Genomic DNA, 14,757 nt, shown 5'->3' with positions numbered 1-14,757 from the left:
CGCCCTCTTTCGAGAAAGCCCACGAATTCCGGCCGGCGCTGTCGGTGCTCCTTACACGCATTGCACCGGGCACGAGCGCAATCAGCGCTTGGGCATGAGGCGCAGCGCCGTCAGCGTCAGGGCTTCGCTGCCCGAAGCAATGACCTTGTCGGCCTGGGGCGCCCAGAACGGGCTGTGCAGCGAAGGCAGGGCCGGCCCGCCCGCCTTGGCCGCGGCGATCTTCTGCGGATCGGCGCCGCCTACCCAAAAGATCACGGACTTGATGTGGTCCTCGTCCGCGCGCCGGAATTCGCCGAAATCTTCTCCGCCCATGACCGAGGGCGTGATCACCACATTGCCGTCACCCATCCTGGTCTTGAGATCGGCGACGGCCTCCTGCGTGAACTCGGGTGAGTTCCAGGTGGCGCGTGTATAGGGATCCTTGACCGAGACTTCCGGCATCAGGTTGTCCGGCAGGCCGGAAGCGATCGCCTCGCCCCGCGCGATGCGCTTGATGCCTTCGAGCAGGTGAGCGCGGGTCTCGTCCGAGTAACTGCGAACGGTCAATTCCAGCTTTGCCTGGTCGGAAATGATGTTGTGCTTGGCGCCCGCGTGGAATGAACCCACCGTCACCACTGCCGGGTCCAGCGGGCTCATCTCCCGGCTGACAAGGGTCTGCAGCTTCATGACGATCGCGCTGGCCAGCACGATCGGGTCCTTGGTCGCCTGCGGGTAGGCGCCGTGGCCGCCCAGTCCCTTCACGAGAATGTCCACGCTATCGACATTGGCGAGCGCCCAACCCACGGCCGCGCCGACCTGGCCGGCCGGAAGGTCAGCCGAATCGTGGAAAGCCAGCGTGTAGTCCGGCTTGGGGAAGCGGCTATAGAGCCCGTCCTGCAACATGCTGACCGCACCCGTGCCCACTTCCTCGGCCGGCTGGCCGATCATGACGAGCGTTCCGGCCCACTCCGCCTTGCGCTTCGCCATGAGCCGCGCCGTCTCGATCCAGGCGGTCATGTGCGTGTCGTGCCCGCAGGCATGCATGATGCCGCTCTCTACCCCGGCCGTCGAAACGCCGCGCTTCTTCGAGGCGAAGGCAAGGCCCGTCTGCTCGACCACGGGCAGACCGTCCATGTCGGCACGGATCAGCACGGTCGGCCCCTCGCCGTTCCTGAGCACCGCGACCACGCCGGTCTGGCCGACTTTCTCGGTCACGGTGAAGCCTGCCTCCCGCGCCGCCTTGGCCATCACGCCAGCACTGCGCACTTCCTGGTAGCTCAGCTCCGGATTGGCGTGCAGATCGCGGTAGATCGTCATCAGGCCCGGCAGGTCGCGCGCGATGCTATCGGGAACCGGCTCGGCGCGTACCGCCGTTGCGGAAGCGATCAGACCAAGGGCGACAAGGCCGAGTGCGGAGCGGGTGCGAAGGGCGTTCATGCCGGAAAGAGTATGAAGATGCGTGGCTTGCGGCAATAGGGATCCTCGTCCGGCCTGCGCGCATCAGCGCCCTAGCGCGTCAGCAGGCCCTGCGCCTCCAGCGGCTCGGCAGCGAAGTCCGGAATGCGCAGCTGGCGAACGACCTCCCGCCGGTCCTTGGATACGCCGGGATAGGCCCGCGCCGCTTCTTCCAGCACCCGGCGCGCCTCGGCGCCCTTGCCCGCCTGCGCGTAAGCGGAAGCCAGCAGATAGCGCGACATCAACCCACCATCCGCGGCGCCGAGCCGGGCATAGCGAAGGGCCTCGTCCGCCTCATCGCGATAGAGCGCGTCCAGCGCCAATCCCGACCAGTACCAGGGTGGATGCCCCGGATTGAGTTGGATCGCCTTGCGCGCCAGGGTGGGTGCAATCTCGTGTTCGCCGAGCGCGCCGAGCACCCGGCCCGCATTGGCCAGGACTTCGGAATGGTTAGGGCTGATCTCCAGCGCCTTTCCGATCGCCTCGCGCGCGGCGTCGTCCTCTCCGTGCCGGTAGAGCGCGAGCGCCAGATATTCGTAACCGATCGCATTGGTGGCATTGGCGGCCACCGCACGCTTCGCCGCCTCGAGCGCCTCAGGCGAATCGCCGACACCGTGCGCCTGCGCCTCGTAGAGGTGCATCCACGACAGCAGCGCCCAGGCGTCCGAATAATTGGGCTTGTCGTAGACGGCCCGCTCCAGGCATTCCTTTACGCGTCCGAGCTGCCCCTCGCGGCGCGAACGCATGAACTCGTAGGCTTCCAACTCGCAAAAATAGCGCTCCATGCCGAGATCGCGGTGGTTTTCCAGATCCTGCCGCATGGTCTCGTGGATCACGCCATAAGGCTGGCCGAGGCGCGAGGCGACGCCGAGCGCGATCTTCGACTGCACCTTGAGTATCTGGGCAGGGTCATAGTCGATGGAAGCGCTGCGCCCGGACCAGACGACCACCCCGCCCGGCATGCGCACGAGGCTGGAGTTGATGCGCAGCGTGGACCCCGCGCCGTCTATCGACCCCTGAAGCACGAAGGCCGGGCGCAACCCCTTGCGGCTCGGCTGCGTCCCCAATGCGCCTCCAGCGCCGAGCTGCCGCTCGCCCTTCGCGGTCCGTTCGTCGAGCGAAAGAACCGCCAGGTTCGGCAATTGGGCGAGATAGTTGATCAGGTCGAACTGCAACCCATCGCGCACCCGCTCGATGGCGGGATCCGATCCGGTGATCGCATAAGGCGCGACATAGACCACCGGCCCGTCCGGCATTTCGCCCGCGCGCACCAGCACGGCATCGCGCTCCCCGCCGGGCCAGTAGATGATCAGGAGCGAGGCGGCCAAGGCCAGCGCCGCCAGCAGCCCCCAGGAACGACGGCGTAAATTCAGGGCGCTCGACGACCGGACGATGTCCTCCCCCTGCTGCGCACGCGGCGAGGTGGAGGTATCAACCGGCGCTTCGGGTGACGGCTCCTGACGAGCCTCCTGGCCCCGTTCCGCGGCCGGTTCGAGCATGGGCGCATAAGACCCGCGGGGGACGACGAGACGGAAGGGATCGCCTGCTCCCTCCCCCGCATAGTACTCGCCCAGTGCCCGGCGCAGCCGGGTCATCTGCACGCGGACGATCGAATCCGACGAGGCATCGAAATCCTCGTCTCGCCCGAAGACATCGAGCGCGATGGGATAGCCCTTCAGCCGATCGCCATGACCGGCCAGCTTTTGCTCGACAAGATAGGACAGAAGTTCCGCCAGCTTCGGCGAAGACCGGAAAGTAGCGGCGGCGACGACGCGCGAGAGGGCGTCGCGATATTCGTCGGCACTGGGTTCCATGTCGTCCCCCTCCGGCGCAAAGTAGTCCGGAGGGGGCGATTTGGCAAACGCGCTTCTTGATGCGACCCGAAGCGGCTCTCCAAAAACTCTGTTATCGGCGCCTGCTCATGCCCGGCACCTGTTCCTCGTCATCCGTTCATCGCCAGGCCTTTGGCCGGCGCCCGGGCCGGGAACTGCTGGAAGCGCCGGCGATACAATGCCGCCGGTGTCCCGGAACCTCGTTTCCTCGACTCGGAACAGGCTTCCAGCAGACCTCGATATCGATCGCGGCCCGAGGGACGAAAGACATGCCACTGCGGCTGGGCAGTGGGATTTCAAGGTTATTACCAATGTAGAAAAATTGCCGCGCGAAACATGCGTGTTTCACCGTTAAATCGCGTCCATTCCCGAGGATAAAGGCCGGCGTCCCGTGCATTAGCGATTGTCCCGGTGAAGCCGTGGACGACATGCGCGCTCCCCGCACCCCGGCCATGAATACGAAAAAGCCGCGAGACCCTGGCTGGGTTCGCGGCTTTTCGTGTGGTGCCCCTGGCCCGACTCGAACGGGCACGCCTTTCGACAAACGATTTTGAGTCGTTCGCGTCTACCATTCCGCCACAGGGGCACGATCACGTGCTGCCGGTTGTCTTCGAACAGGAGTCGTCAGACGAACCGGCATCGGCGCGGGTGACTTAGCCGCGCCTTGGCTTCGGCTCAAGTCACTTGAGCGCGTTTGCCAGAATCTTGTGGAGACGCGAGTGCAATGCGTCGTTGCCCGCAAGGATTTCCTTGTCGTGGAACGGCTGCGAACGGCCCTTCCAGTCGGAAACGAAGCCGCCGGCCTCGCGAACGAGCAGACAGCCTGCCGCCGTGTCCCACGGCTTGAGGTCGGCTTCCCAGAAACCTTCGTAACGGCCCGCGGCAACCCATGCGAGGTCGAGCGCCGCCGAACCGAACCGGCGGATACCGGCAACCTGCGGGGCCAGGGCGTGATAGATTCGGGTCCATTCGCCCGCATCGCCGTGCCCGGCAAAGGGAATGCCGGTCGCGATCACGCTCTCGTCGAGATGGCGGCGCGACGACACGCGCAGGCGCTTGTCCTGCAGCCAGGCGCCACGGGCCTTCTCGGCCCAGTAGCTCTCGTCGGTCACGGGGTTGTAGATCAGGCCGGCGGTGACTTCACCCCAGCCCTTCCCGTCCAGGCGCGGTTCCTGCACGGCGATGGAAATCGCGAAGTGCGGAATGCCGTGGAGGAAGTTGGTCGTGCCGTCGAGCGGATCGACGATGAAGCGCGGCTTGTCGGGATCGCCTTCGATCTCGCCCGCTTCCTCGAACAGGTAGCCCCATTCGGGACGCGCTGCGCGCAGTTCGTCCCAGATGGTGCGCTCCGAGGCCTGATCCGCCTTGGAGACGAAATCCGCCGGTCCCTTGCGCGAGACCTGGAGGTGCTCGATTTCGCCGAAGTCGCGGCGCAGACGGCTACCCGCCTTGCGGGCGGCCTTTTCCATGACGCGAATGAGACCGGAGATGGCCATAAAACTTACCTTGTCCTTCGAGTACCGGCACGACGGCCAGTATGATTATCGGCCCTGCGGCGCGGGTTGTTGCGGGGCGGCGCCGGCAGCGGCCGTGGGCTTGTAGCCGCAGATCGCCACCATGGCGCTCAGCAGCTCGCTGGGGTTGTCGCGGTGGATCTTGCCGGCATTCTCGGCAATCACCTTGTCCATCGATTCGCTGATCTTCTGCAGCGAATTGTTGTAGATGCAGCCGACGAGCGCGCCCTTTACCGGGGGCTCGACCTTGTCGGACTGGAGGCCGCTGATCAGCACCTTCAGGTAGAGCATCGCGCTCTCCACTTCGGGCGACGGAGCATGCGCTCCGGCAGCCGGTGCCGGAGCGGCAGCCTTGGCCGGCGCCTTCTTCGGCGCGGCAGCCTGAGCGGGAGCGGAAAGCCCTGCGACCAGAGCAGCCGCGGCGACGAGCGAGGCCAGGGTCCGCATCAGTCGGCCTTCCTGACGTAGGCCTTCTCGTACACGTCGACGACGATGCGCGTGCCGCTTTCGATGTGCGGCGGCACCATCACGCGCACGCCGTTGTCGAGCACGGCAGGCTTGTAGCTGGACGAGGCGGTCTGCCCCTTCACCACGGCGTCGGCCTCGACGATGTTGGCTTCGACCTGTTCGGGAAGCTGAACCGAGATCGGACGTTCTTCCCAAAGCTCCAGGAGAACCTGCATGCCGTCCTGGAGGAAGGCAGCGGCATCGCCCAGGAGATCGGCGGGAAGCTGGATCTGTTCGTAGGTTTCGATGTCCATGAAGACGAGCTGGTCGCCCTCGACGTAGAGGAACTGGAAGTCCTTGGTATCGAGACGGACCTTTTCGACCGTGTCGGCGCTGCGGAAGCGCACGTTGGTCTTGCGGCCATCGATCAGGTTCTTCATCTCGACCTGCATGAAGGCGCCGCCCTTGCCCGGCTGGGTGTGCTGCGTCTTGGCAACTTTCCAGATGCCCTTTTCGTATTCGAGGATATTGCCGGGACGAATGTCGACGCCGCTGATCTTCATGGGATGAACCTTAAGATGGGAAAGAGCCGCTGTACGGGAAAGCATGCGCCCTTAGCCGAGGAGACTGGCTGTGGCAATTGCTTCGCGTGGATGCTAGCGGTTCATCATGATGCGCGCCCTTCATAACGCTCCTTTCGTCGCTTTCCTTCTCGCCGCCGGCTTCGTATCGGTGCCGCTGGCCGCCAGCCCGGCACCGCCCTCGGTGCCCGGCGGGCCGATCGGCACGCTGGCAGTCGGCCAATACAACTGCGAGCGGGACGGCTCGGCCGGTGGCCCTGTCGGCATCCGCCTGCCACAATACGATTTTCGCGCCGTCACGGGATCGAACTACAAGACGCCCGATGGCGTGCGTGGCAGCTATCTCATGACCGGTGACCAGGTCATCATGACCGGCGGCGCGCTCAAGGGCATGAAGATGCACCAAACCTCCAAGGGTTTCCTGCGCCATGTCGGTGCGGACGGCACCGACAACGACATTCGGTGCGTCCTCACCAAGGGTAGCCGCGGCCAGTTCGACGCGGCCGACAGCGTGAACGAGCCGGAGACCTGATCGCCTCGGCGGTTTGCCCCGCCTGAGGATCCGTCCTAGCCCCTTCCCACCACGATGGGACGAAGGCGAGCGGCGGCATGAATCTCGATCTTTCCGGCAGGCTTGCCGTCATAACCGGCGCCACGGCCAACATCGGCCGGGCCATAGCGCTCGAATTCGCAGCGGAAGGCGCTGATCTGGTGCTCGTGGGTCGCGATGAGGAAGCGGGCGCGGGACTGGTGGAGGCATGCCTTTCCAGCGGCGCCGGGCACGCGGTGTTCGTCGCGGCGGACATGCGCGATCCTGCGTCCCCATCGAAAGTCTGCGCAGCCGCCGCGCCAATCGGGCCAGTCGACGTGCTCGTGAACAATGTCGGCGGGAATGTGGACCAGGGGCTGTTCACTGATTCCGACCCGGACCTGTGGATGGCGGACATCGACCTCAATTTCGGCACCGTCCTGCGCATGACGCACGCCGTGCTGCCCGGAATGATCGCCCGCAAGGCCGGCGCGATCGTCAATGTCGGCTCCACCGCAGCTCTGGTTGGGGACTATATGCTGCCGGTCTATTCGGCCGCCAAAGGCGCGGTTCACAGCTTCACGGCCGTGCTGGCTAAGGAAGTGGGCCGGCACGGCATCCGCGTCAACGCCATCGCGCCTTATGCCACGATAGCTTCCGATCCCGCCGCCTTCAGCCGTGGCAGCCGTTTCCATCCCGAATCCGGACTGTTCAGCCGAGGCGGGGAAGCCCTGTCGGAGGAGGACAAGGCGCTCCGCCTGCGCCGAACCGTGGTCGGCCGTCCTTTCGCCGTGCCGGAAGAAATGGCGGGCATGGTCGCCTTCCTCGCCAGCGACCGGGCCAGTTTCATCACCGGGCAGGTCTATCCGATCGACGGCGGCGCCCTGCTCTAGAAAGGTAACATGCCATGGCGATCGATGAGACGGCCCTGCAGGTCCTGCTCGACAAGGAGGCGATCCGCGAACTGGTACTGCTCTATTCGCGCGCCATCGACCGGCAGGATATCGAGCTGCTGCGCGATCTCTACGCGCCCGAGGCCACGGATACCCATGGAGACAGCTTCGATGGCAGCGCCGAAGACTACTGCGCCTTCATCGCCAGAGCCTTCCCTCACATGCCCTACAGCGGCCACCACGTCTGCAACCACCTGATCGCCGTGGAGGGCGAGCGGGCAAGCGGCGAAGTCTACGCTCTCGCCTGGCATCTCATCCCGGGACGGGGCGGGGACAGCGAAGAGGACTTCATGGCCGTTCGCTACATCGACAATTATCGTCGCTGCGCGGACGGCAAATGGCGTTTTGCCAAGCGCGTCGTCACCTACGATTTCAAGCTGCGGCGTCCTTTCTCGGGCGGCGGCACGCTGGGGCAAGGCACGGCGGATCCCAGCTATGCCCTATGCCCCCCATCCCTCTTCGCGCGCGGCAAACGCGCCTAGGACGGACGCCTCCGCAGCATCGTGCAGCCTTTTCCCGTCTGATCCATTGTCTGCCGCAATGGAAAGCAGCCGCGGGACTTGGAGCTGAAGATGGCAGGCGTGACGGTGGGCATACTCAACGACATGGCCGACCCGGCACCTGGCCCCGGCGACATCGGGGAATGGCTGGAACGTGAGGTTCAGGCGCTCCAAAACGCCGGCCGGATCGATTTTCCGGTCAATTTCGCTTTCGCCTACGGCCTGGGGCTGCCTTCCGGTACCTCGGAGGCCGTGGAGACGGCCTATCGCCAACTGGTCGACGCAGGCGCAGGGATGATCGTGGGACCGGCGATCGGCGACAACGCCCTTGTCATCACGCCCCTTGCCGAACAACTGCGGGTGCCGACGATCAACTGGGCCGGCGCCGAACGCGCCCGCGGGCGCTGGATGTTCCAGCTCCAGGTCGGCAGCCATGAAGACGAATCGCTGCTTATCGCCCGCCATCTCGCAGCGATCGGCGCCACCGGAATTGGTGTCATCCACGACCGTTCCGCCATTGGCACCCGGCATTTCAAGTGTCTCCAGGACGAAGCGCGCGTGTTGGGTCTGGAGATCGTCGCAGCGGAAGGCATCTCCCCCCTGGGCGAAGACGCCGGCGTTCTCACCCAAACCGTGCTCAAGAGCCGCCCCGAAGCGTTCGTCTATCTGGGTCTCGGATTGTCTGCCCCGGCCGCTGCCGCCGTCCTGACAGAGGCGGGCTGGACCGGACCGAAGATCATGAACACGGCCGGCCTGCGCGGCTATCACGGCGATTTCGCACAGGCCCTGGATGGCTGGCTCTATCTCGACCTGGTATCCGACGATAACCGCACCCTGCACCGGCTGCTGGCCGAGACCGCGATGGATAGGACGCAAGCCCCGGCCGTAGCCCGAGGCCACGACCTCGGCCGCGTGATCGCCGAAGCGCTTGCCCGGGCTCCGGACAGAAGCCGAGACGGGCTTCGGCTCGGGCTGGAGCGGGTCAAGTGGCTCCCCGCGGCGCAAGGCCGCGAGGGTACTCTGCTCGGCTTCGGGGTCTGCGACCGCGGGGCGCTTCACGGCCGCTACCTCGTCATGCGGCAATGGCAGGACGGCGTGAGCCGTGAAATCGCCGGCAACCTTCACATGGACGGCGCGTAACCCCCGTTGAGAGGATAAGTCTGGCCCGTGATCCATTCCGCTGCATCGGAGCACAGGAAGGTCACCAGGCCGGCAACGTCGCTGGACTTGCCGTAGCGGCGGATCGTGTAGCGGGACATCATGGTCTTGGCATGGTCGCCCTGCATGATTTCGGCGAGTTGCTCCTCGGGCATGTCCGGCATCAGCGCCGAGAGCGAAACCGCGTTGCAGGTCACGTTGTAGCGTCCCAGTTCCTTGGCGATCGACCGCACGAAGCCCTGGGCGCCGGCCTTGGCGGACGCATAGACCGCCAGCCTCGGCTCGCCGATGCGGCCGGAATCGGAAACGATGGTCACGATCCGTCCGCGCTTCGCCTCGACCATGTTCGGGATGAAGGCGAAGCAGCAGTTGTAGACGCCATAGAGATTGGTGCGCAGGTAGCGGTCCCAGTTCGCGGGGTCTTCTTCCCAGAAGGTCTGGCTGGGCCGGATCGTGGCATTGGGACCGGCCATGCCGGCATTGTTGACCAGGATCGTCGCCGGGCCGAGATTCGCGGTTACGGCGGCACTGGCGGCGCGGATCGCGTCGAGGTCGCCCACGTCGAAGGGCACGGCAAGCGCAGGCACGCCCAGCGCGCGGATTTCCTCGGCCACGGCTTCCGCCCGTTCGGGCACGAAGTCGTTGACGGCGATACCCCCGGCATTGTGACGCGCCAGTTGCAGCGCCGTTGCCCGGCCCGCGTTCTGTCCCGCTCCCGTTACGATCGCGACTTGCCCGTCCAGATCGATGAGATCCTGTGTCTTCATGGCATCCTCCACCTGATTTCGTTGTCAGGAGAAGACTTCGCATAGGGCATGGCACGGCGCGATGGACCGAGCGCCAATCCGTGCCCGATATCGCAGCGACGGTTCGCCCATCGCTGCGAGGCTATTCGCCCCAGAGCGCCTCCGCCGCGGCCAGGCCTTGCTCTCCGCGACCGCCCAGTTCCGAGGTGAGCAGCTTGAGGCGATACGTCCACAAATGCAGCGGATGCTCCAGCGTCATGCCCATGCCGCCCAGGAACTGATGGTAATCGTAGCACACCCGACGTGCCGCCTCCTGCGCGTGGAGCAGCGCCATCGCGGCATCTGCGGCCTCGCCCGTGGCTGCGGCGCGCATGGCCAGCCAATAGGCGCAGTTCGTGAGAACTTGCGCCTCTGCCAGCCGGTGGCGCATGGCCTGGAACGTCGCCAGCGGGCGGCCGAACTGCTTGCGCTCGGACACATAGGTCACCGTGCTGGCCAGGGCAGCTCCCAGCAGTCCGGCCGCCTCCGCCGCCATGGCCACCCGCCATGCGCGCGTGATCTCCGCTGGGTCGGCGGCATGCAGGGTCATCGTCTCGGGCATGTCGGCAAGGAACGCGACCGGATAGGCGTAGAGCGTATCCTCCTGCGCCGGCGCAATCTGCTCCTCGCGAGCGGTGAAGCTGCGCACGCCGGACGCGCCGACAACGACCACGGTGGCACCGGGCCGGAGGAAGCGCACCGGCGTGCGGGTCCGTCCTTCTTCCAACAGGCAGATCGGCCGCGGCAAGTCGGGATCGATCAGCGGACGGACGAGCGCTGAAAACGCCGCCTCCACTGCGAAAGGCAGGCGCGCCAGTTTCTCGACCACGAGGGCCGCCGTCACCGGGCCGAGTTCTTCCACGGCCTGGACATCGAGAAAGCCATTCTCCACCAGCGCTGCATCAAGCTCGGCGCTTTCCAGTGCCAGTCCGGCATCGTGCAAGGGGGCGGATGCGAAAGGCCGAGCCAGTGCCTCGACGAAATCGAGCACCTGCCTCTGGTCTTCATTGAGGGCAAGCTGCATCAGCGTGGCTCCCGCGGCAGTTCCAGCACATCGCTGGCAATGATGTTGAGCTGGATCTCTGCCGAACCGGCCGCGATCCCCGCAACGATCCCGCGCTGATGGTGCATCTTCAGATAGGGCGAACCGCCGGCGAGCGCCTCGGGCAGGAACTCGACCACGAAATCGCAGACCGCCCGCTCGGCCATGACGGTAGCGTATCGGGCGGAACTCGACTCCGCGCCGATCGCCAATCCCTCCGTCCGCTTCTGCACGACGGCATAGTTGGCCGTACCCGCCCCTTCGCAGAGCGCAGCGCAGCGCGCAGCTTCGATCCGAACGTGCTCGCGGGCGAAGTCTCCGCGATCCTGCAGCATGGCCACGGCCCGGTCGAGCGCGGCGCGGGCCAGCACGAACCGCGGAATGCCCAGACGTTCGTTGCGCAGCGAATAGGCAACGATCTCCCAAGCCTGCCCCTCCTCACCGAAGCGGGCGGTTTCGGGCACGGTCACGTCGTCGAAGAAGACCTCGTGAATATCGCCCTCGCCGATCAGCGAAGGGATCTGCCGCACGGTAATGCCCGGCGTGTCCATCGGCACGAGGACGATCGTAATCCCCTTCTTCCGGTCGTCACTGGTGCGGGTGAGCAGGAAGCAGGTGTCGGCCAGCCCGGCGTAAGAGGTCCAGATCTTCTGGCCGTTGATGACGTAATGGCCGTCGGTCAGCACCGCGCGGGTGCGCAGCGAGGCCAGGTCCGATCCGGCGTCCGGCTCTGAAAAGCCCTGGCACCACAGCGATTCCCCCTGCGTGATCGGTTCGAGGTAACGCGCCTTCTGTTCGGCAGTGCCGTACTTCTGCAGCGTCGGGCCGATCCAGTTGACGTTCATGTACTGGCCGCCGCGCGGTTCTCCGGCGATCCACATTTCCTCGGAAAGGATCTGCTGCTCCCACGGTCCCAGCCCCTCTCCGCCCATGTCCTGCGGCCAATGCGGAAAGAGCAGGCCCGCCTCCGCAAGTTTGACGCAGAAGCCGCGCGCGAAAGCGGTCAGCGCGGGCGAAGCAGGGCCATGCTCGGAGAACTTCTCCCAGTCATCCGGGAGATTGGCATGCAGGAACTCCCGAATCTTGTGCCGGAACGAATCCTGTTCCTCGGTCCATTCGAACTGCATGGCATCCTTCGTTTTTGCTTTCCCTGGAGTTACCGAGCGCCATCCCCGCTCACAAGCACGGGTCCAACGCCCCGGCGAAAACCGCCCGGGTATGGCGCGCAAGCGCACGGGAAGCGCTCCGGCACGCAGTCTGTGCTTGTCAGACCGCTTAATCGCGGCGGCGGCTTGCCCATGAAAGCAGCCTCACGGTAAGGCTTCCTGTTCAGGCCCCCTGCCCTGTTCGTGTGCGCCAGCGGGAGCCCAAAGAGAAACGGGATGACGATGACCGAGAAGAACTTCGTGGCCGTGGCGACATTGGACGAAGTGCCGCCCGGCACGAAGCGGGTGGTGGACGTGAACGGGCTCAGCCTCCTGCTGTGCAACACGCTCGACCGCCTGTTCGCGGTGCGCAACTTGTGCAGCCACGCTTACGAGACGCTGGAATGCGGGCGGATGCGGGGTGGCTGGATCTCCTGCCCGGTCCACGGCGCGCGCTTCGACCTTGAAACGGGCGCGCCGATCAATCCGCCTGCCACCATGCCGATCGAGACTTACGAAGTGCGGGTCATCGGCGACAGCATCGAAGTCGCAGTCTAGAGCGCGAACGGGGACTGACACGCCTCGATATCGCCGCGGCGACCCGCCCCTGTCTGGACGCCCCCACGGCCGGGCGGCAAGGACAGGGGATGACCGATACTGCCGATCTAGAAGCCCTGCGAATCGAAGTCCGCGGCTTCCTCCAAGCCGAAGCGCCCACCGGCTGGCGCGATGCCAGCCGCACGCAGGACGATTTCGTCCGCACCCAGCGCGACTGGTTCGGCAAGCTCGTCCGCGCCGGCTATGCGATCCCGCACTGGCCCGCCGAATATCCCGGCGGCGGCCGCAGCCTGGCCGAGCAGAAAGTGATCTACGAGGAACTGGCCGGCGCCGATTGCCCCCGCCTGTTGCTCTCGTTCGTGTCCACCTACCACGCCTTCGCCACGCTGCACGAATGCGGAAATGCCGAGCAGAAGGCGCGCTATCTGCCCAAGATCCTCGAAGGCGAGACGTGGTGCCAGGGCTTCTCCGAACCCGGCGCCGGATCGGACCTTGCCGCGATCAAGACGCGGGCCGAACGGAAAGGCGACGTCTACGTCATCAACGGCCAGAAAGTCTGGTCGACGATGGCGCAGTTCGCCGACAAGTGCCTGCTGCTGGCGCGCACTTCGTCTGACGGAGTGAAGCAGGCGGGCATCACCTACCTGCTGATGGACATGAAGGCGCCCGGCGTCACCGTCCGCCCGATCCACCAGATCCAGGGCGACGAGGAATTTGCCGAGATCTTCCTCGATAACGTGGAGATTCCCGTCTCCGAACGCGTGGGCGAGGAAGGCAAAGGCTGGGCCGTGGCGCAGGCGACGCTCGCCTCCGAGCGCGGTTTGACGCTGATGGAACTGTCCTACCGCATGCGCGGGGCTTTGGGCCGGGTCGCGAAACTGATCCGCGAGCATGGGCACGAGGACGATCGCGGGGTGCTGCGCGATTTCGGCACGCTCGTCACGCAAGTCGACGCCGTCTGCGCGATTGCCGACCAGTTCCTCGACAACCGCATCAACGGGATCGAGCGCATGGGCGACGCCTCCATCGTCAAGAACGCCTATAGCCGGGCCCTGCGCGCCTATTCTGCGCTGGGCCTGCGACTGGGCGGAATGGCCGAGCAATATATGGCGCCGATCACGTTCGGCGATCTCAACACCGGCAACTGGATGGCCGATTTCATGAATTCCTATGCCTGGACCATCGCCGGCGGCAGCGAGGAAGTGCAGCGCAACATCATCGCCGAACGCATGCTGGACATGCCGCGCGAGCCGAAGGGGTGGGTGCTGTGATCGAACTGAACGAACTCACCGACGCCGCGCAGAAGGCGTTCCCGGCGGAAAAGCTCTCCCCCTCGCGCGATGAAAGCTGGCAACTGGCCGCCGAAATGGGCTGGCTGATGGTACGCCTGCCCGAAGAAGACGGCGGCCTTGGCTTCACGCGGGAGGCTTCGACCGCGCTGCACCTCGAAATGGGGCGCGTGCTTTCCGCGATGCCGCTGATCCCGGCGCAGCTTGGCCTTCAGGCGATAGCCGCGAGCGAGAGTTTTGCCGAACGTGCGGACTGGCTGGAGCGAATGGCCGGCGGTGATTATGCGCCGCTGCCGATGCTTTCCGCCAGGCTGATCGAAGGATCGGACGGCACCGTTTCCGGCACGATCTCGGGCGTGTTCGAGGCGGACATGGCCGTCGCCGTGGTCGCGCAACTGCCCACTGGCTACGCGCTGGTGCCGCTCGACGCACCCGGCGTCTCGCTGATGGAGCGCGCGATCTGGGATCCCAGCCGCCGCCTGTTCGACGTGGTACTGGATGGGTATGCGCCCACGCTGATGCTCACCGACGCAGCGGGCGCCAAGACCCTGCACGACCGACTTTCCGGCGAAGCCCAACTCGCCCTCGCCGCCGATTGCATCGGTGCTGCTGGCGCGGCGCTGGAAATGACGATCGAGTATATGAAGGTCCGCCGCCAGTTCGACCGTCCAATCGCGCTGTTCCAGGCCCTGAAGCACCGCGCCGCCGACATGAAGACGCGCATCGTCGTGGCCGAGGCCCTGCTGTGGAAGCGCGCGCGCGACGAGCAAGCCAACGTCACCGAACTCGCCGCAGCCAAAGTCCTCGCCGCCGAAGCGTTCCGCTTCGTGACCGAGGAGATGGTGCAACTCCACGGCGGAATCGGCCTTACCGACGAACATCCCTGCCACCTGTTCCTCAAGCGCGCGCTGCTGAACCTGCAACTCTGCGGCAATGCCGACCTGTGGAACGAGCGCGTGGGACGTCAGGCGCTGGGCTAAATCGACAGCC

General features: G+C 65.6%; 15 protein-coding genes and 1 tRNA gene. 7 read left to right on the top strand and 9 right to left on the bottom strand.

From position 1 onward, the window contains the following. Nucleotides 1–81: 81 nt before the first annotated feature. The 6 genes from AC1VV3_RS01680 to efp all read right to left on the bottom strand — a co-directional run bounded on the left by AC1VV3_RS01680 (nucleotide 82) and on the right by efp (nucleotide 5,790). A complete protein-coding gene (locus AC1VV3_RS01680) occupies nucleotides 82–1,416 on the bottom strand; it encodes an amidohydrolase (RefSeq protein WP_431566592.1) in 1,335 nt (444 codons plus the stop codon). A gap of 71 nt (nucleotides 1,417–1,487) precedes the next feature. Then, entirely contained in the window at nucleotides 1,488–3,248 is a 1,761-nt protein-coding gene (locus AC1VV3_RS01675; RefSeq protein WP_482961942.1) for a hypothetical protein, read from the bottom strand. Nucleotides 3,249–3,768: 520 nt separating this feature from the next. Beyond that, a tRNA-Leu gene (locus AC1VV3_RS01670) sits at nucleotides 3,769–3,852 on the bottom strand. Nucleotides 3,853–3,946: 94 nt separating this feature from the next. After that, on the bottom strand, nucleotides 3,947–4,762 hold the full coding sequence (locus tag AC1VV3_RS01665; RefSeq protein WP_132262501.1) for an inositol monophosphatase family protein: 816 nt from the start codon (nucleotides 4,760–4,762) through the stop codon (nucleotides 3,947–3,949). Between the two features lie 45 nt (nucleotides 4,763–4,807). Continuing rightward, the gene (locus AC1VV3_RS01660; protein ID WP_132262499.1) at nucleotides 4,808–5,227 is read right to left on the bottom strand and encodes a hypothetical protein; all 420 of its coding nucleotides are present in this window, start codon (nucleotides 5,225–5,227) and stop codon (nucleotides 4,808–4,810) included. Then, complete coding sequence (gene efp / locus AC1VV3_RS01655; protein WP_132262497.1) at nucleotides 5,227–5,790, bottom strand: elongation factor P; 564 nt, start codon at nucleotides 5,788–5,790, stop codon at nucleotides 5,227–5,229. The genes AC1VV3_RS01660 and efp overlap by 1 nt, the downstream gene beginning before the upstream one ends. A gap of 106 nt (nucleotides 5,791–5,896) precedes the next feature. Between efp and AC1VV3_RS01650 the strand changes: the two genes are divergently transcribed. From AC1VV3_RS01650 to AC1VV3_RS01635, 4 genes are all read left to right on the top strand, one after another. Further along, nucleotides 5,897–6,340: a hypothetical protein gene (locus AC1VV3_RS01650; RefSeq protein WP_431566590.1), complete on the top strand. Its 444-nt coding sequence runs from the start codon at nucleotides 5,897–5,899 to the stop codon at nucleotides 6,338–6,340. A gap of 77 nt (nucleotides 6,341–6,417) precedes the next feature. Next, the gene (locus AC1VV3_RS01645; RefSeq protein ID WP_431566589.1) at nucleotides 6,418–7,230 is read left to right on the top strand and encodes an SDR family NAD(P)-dependent oxidoreductase; all 813 of its coding nucleotides are present in this window, start codon (nucleotides 6,418–6,420) and stop codon (nucleotides 7,228–7,230) included. Between the two features lie 14 nt (nucleotides 7,231–7,244). Continuing rightward, nucleotides 7,245–7,772, top strand: a complete 528-nt coding sequence (locus AC1VV3_RS01640) for a nuclear transport factor 2 family protein (protein ID WP_431566588.1) — start codon at nucleotides 7,245–7,247, stop codon at nucleotides 7,770–7,772. A gap of 78 nt (nucleotides 7,773–7,850) precedes the next feature. Next, nucleotides 7,851–8,930 carry an ABC transporter substrate-binding protein gene (locus tag AC1VV3_RS01635; protein ID WP_482961941.1) on the top strand — a complete coding sequence of 360 codons (1,080 nt, stop codon included), beginning with the start codon at nucleotides 7,851–7,853 and terminating at the stop codon, nucleotides 8,928–8,930. Here AC1VV3_RS01635 and AC1VV3_RS01630 read toward each other — a convergent pair. From AC1VV3_RS01630 to AC1VV3_RS01620, 3 genes are all read right to left on the bottom strand, one after another. After that, on the bottom strand, nucleotides 8,912–9,715 hold the full coding sequence (locus tag AC1VV3_RS01630; protein WP_134092808.1) for an SDR family NAD(P)-dependent oxidoreductase: 804 nt from the start codon (nucleotides 9,713–9,715) through the stop codon (nucleotides 8,912–8,914). The two genes, AC1VV3_RS01635 and AC1VV3_RS01630, sit on opposite strands and share 19 nt — an antisense overlap. Before the next feature lie 121 nt (nucleotides 9,716–9,836). Then, nucleotides 9,837–10,757: an acyl-CoA dehydrogenase family protein gene (locus AC1VV3_RS01625; protein ID WP_431566586.1), complete on the bottom strand. Its 921-nt coding sequence runs from the start codon at nucleotides 10,755–10,757 to the stop codon at nucleotides 9,837–9,839. After that, nucleotides 10,757–11,902, bottom strand: a complete 1,146-nt coding sequence (locus AC1VV3_RS01620; protein ID WP_431566585.1) for an acyl-CoA dehydrogenase family protein — start codon at nucleotides 11,900–11,902, stop codon at nucleotides 10,757–10,759. Before AC1VV3_RS01620 ends, AC1VV3_RS01625 begins: the two co-directional genes overlap by 1 nt. Before the next feature lie 261 nt (nucleotides 11,903–12,163). Between AC1VV3_RS01620 and AC1VV3_RS01615 the strand changes: the two genes are divergently transcribed. The 3 genes from AC1VV3_RS01615 (at nucleotide 12,164) to AC1VV3_RS01605 (ending at nucleotide 14,747) form a co-directional block, all read left to right on the top strand. Beyond that, nucleotides 12,164–12,478 (top strand): Rieske (2Fe-2S) protein, encoded by a 315-nt coding sequence (locus AC1VV3_RS01615; protein ID WP_431566632.1) that lies wholly within the window; start codon nucleotides 12,164–12,166, stop codon nucleotides 12,476–12,478. 89 nt (nucleotides 12,479–12,567) lie between these two features. Beyond that, complete coding sequence (locus AC1VV3_RS01610; RefSeq protein ID WP_431566584.1) at nucleotides 12,568–13,749, top strand: acyl-CoA dehydrogenase family protein; 1,182 nt, start codon at nucleotides 12,568–12,570, stop codon at nucleotides 13,747–13,749. After that, on the top strand, nucleotides 13,746–14,747 hold the full coding sequence (locus AC1VV3_RS01605; RefSeq protein WP_431566583.1) for an acyl-CoA dehydrogenase family protein: 1,002 nt from the start codon (nucleotides 13,746–13,748) through the stop codon (nucleotides 14,745–14,747). The genes AC1VV3_RS01610 and AC1VV3_RS01605 overlap by 4 nt, the downstream gene beginning before the upstream one ends. Nucleotides 14,748–14,757 lie beyond the last annotated feature (10 nt).

Source organism: Novosphingobium sp. BL-S-34 (genome assembly GCF_056857015.1).
The sequence above is the reverse complement of the archived record's forward strand: the minus strand, read 5'-3'. Positions and strand labels throughout refer to the sequence as shown.

What these genes read in the sequence shown, in the direction of transcription:
- AC1VV3_RS01615 (WP_431566632.1), top strand. Translation starts at nt 12,164, where the DNA reads ATGACCGAGAAGAACTTCGTGGCCGTGGCGACATTGGACGAAGTGCCG.
- AC1VV3_RS01650 (WP_431566590.1), top strand. Translation starts at nt 5,897, where the DNA reads ATGATGCGCGCCCTTCATAACGCTCCTTTCGTCGCTTTCCTTCTCGCC.
- AC1VV3_RS01645 (WP_431566589.1), top strand. Translation starts at nt 6,418, where the DNA reads ATGAATCTCGATCTTTCCGGCAGGCTTGCCGTCATAACCGGCGCCACG.
- AC1VV3_RS01680 (WP_431566592.1), bottom strand. Translation starts at nt 1,416, where the DNA reads ATGAACGCCCTTCGCACCCGCTCCGCACTCGGCCTTGTCGCCCTTGGT.
- AC1VV3_RS01620 (WP_431566585.1), bottom strand. Translation starts at nt 11,902, where the DNA reads ATGCAGTTCGAATGGACCGAGGAACAGGATTCGTTCCGGCACAAGATT.
- AC1VV3_RS01675 (WP_482961942.1), bottom strand. Translation starts at nt 3,248, where the DNA reads ATGGAACCCAGTGCCGACGAATATCGCGACGCCCTCTCGCGCGTCGTC.
- AC1VV3_RS01625 (WP_431566586.1), bottom strand. Translation starts at nt 10,757, where the DNA reads ATGCAGCTTGCCCTCAATGAAGACCAGAGGCAGGTGCTCGATTTCGTC.
- efp (WP_132262497.1), bottom strand. Translation starts at nt 5,790, where the DNA reads ATGAAGATCAGCGGCGTCGACATTCGTCCCGGCAATATCCTCGAATAC.
- AC1VV3_RS01660 (WP_132262499.1), bottom strand. Translation starts at nt 5,227, where the DNA reads ATGCGGACCCTGGCCTCGCTCGTCGCCGCGGCTGCTCTGGTCGCAGGG.
- AC1VV3_RS01630 (WP_134092808.1), bottom strand. Translation starts at nt 9,715, where the DNA reads ATGAAGACACAGGATCTCATCGATCTGGACGGGCAAGTCGCGATCGTA.
- AC1VV3_RS01665 (WP_132262501.1), bottom strand. Translation starts at nt 4,762, where the DNA reads ATGGCCATCTCCGGTCTCATTCGCGTCATGGAAAAGGCCGCCCGCAAG.
- AC1VV3_RS01640 (WP_431566588.1), top strand. Translation starts at nt 7,245, where the DNA reads ATGGCGATCGATGAGACGGCCCTGCAGGTCCTGCTCGACAAGGAGGCG.
- AC1VV3_RS01610 (WP_431566584.1), top strand. Translation starts at nt 12,568, where the DNA reads ATGACCGATACTGCCGATCTAGAAGCCCTGCGAATCGAAGTCCGCGGC.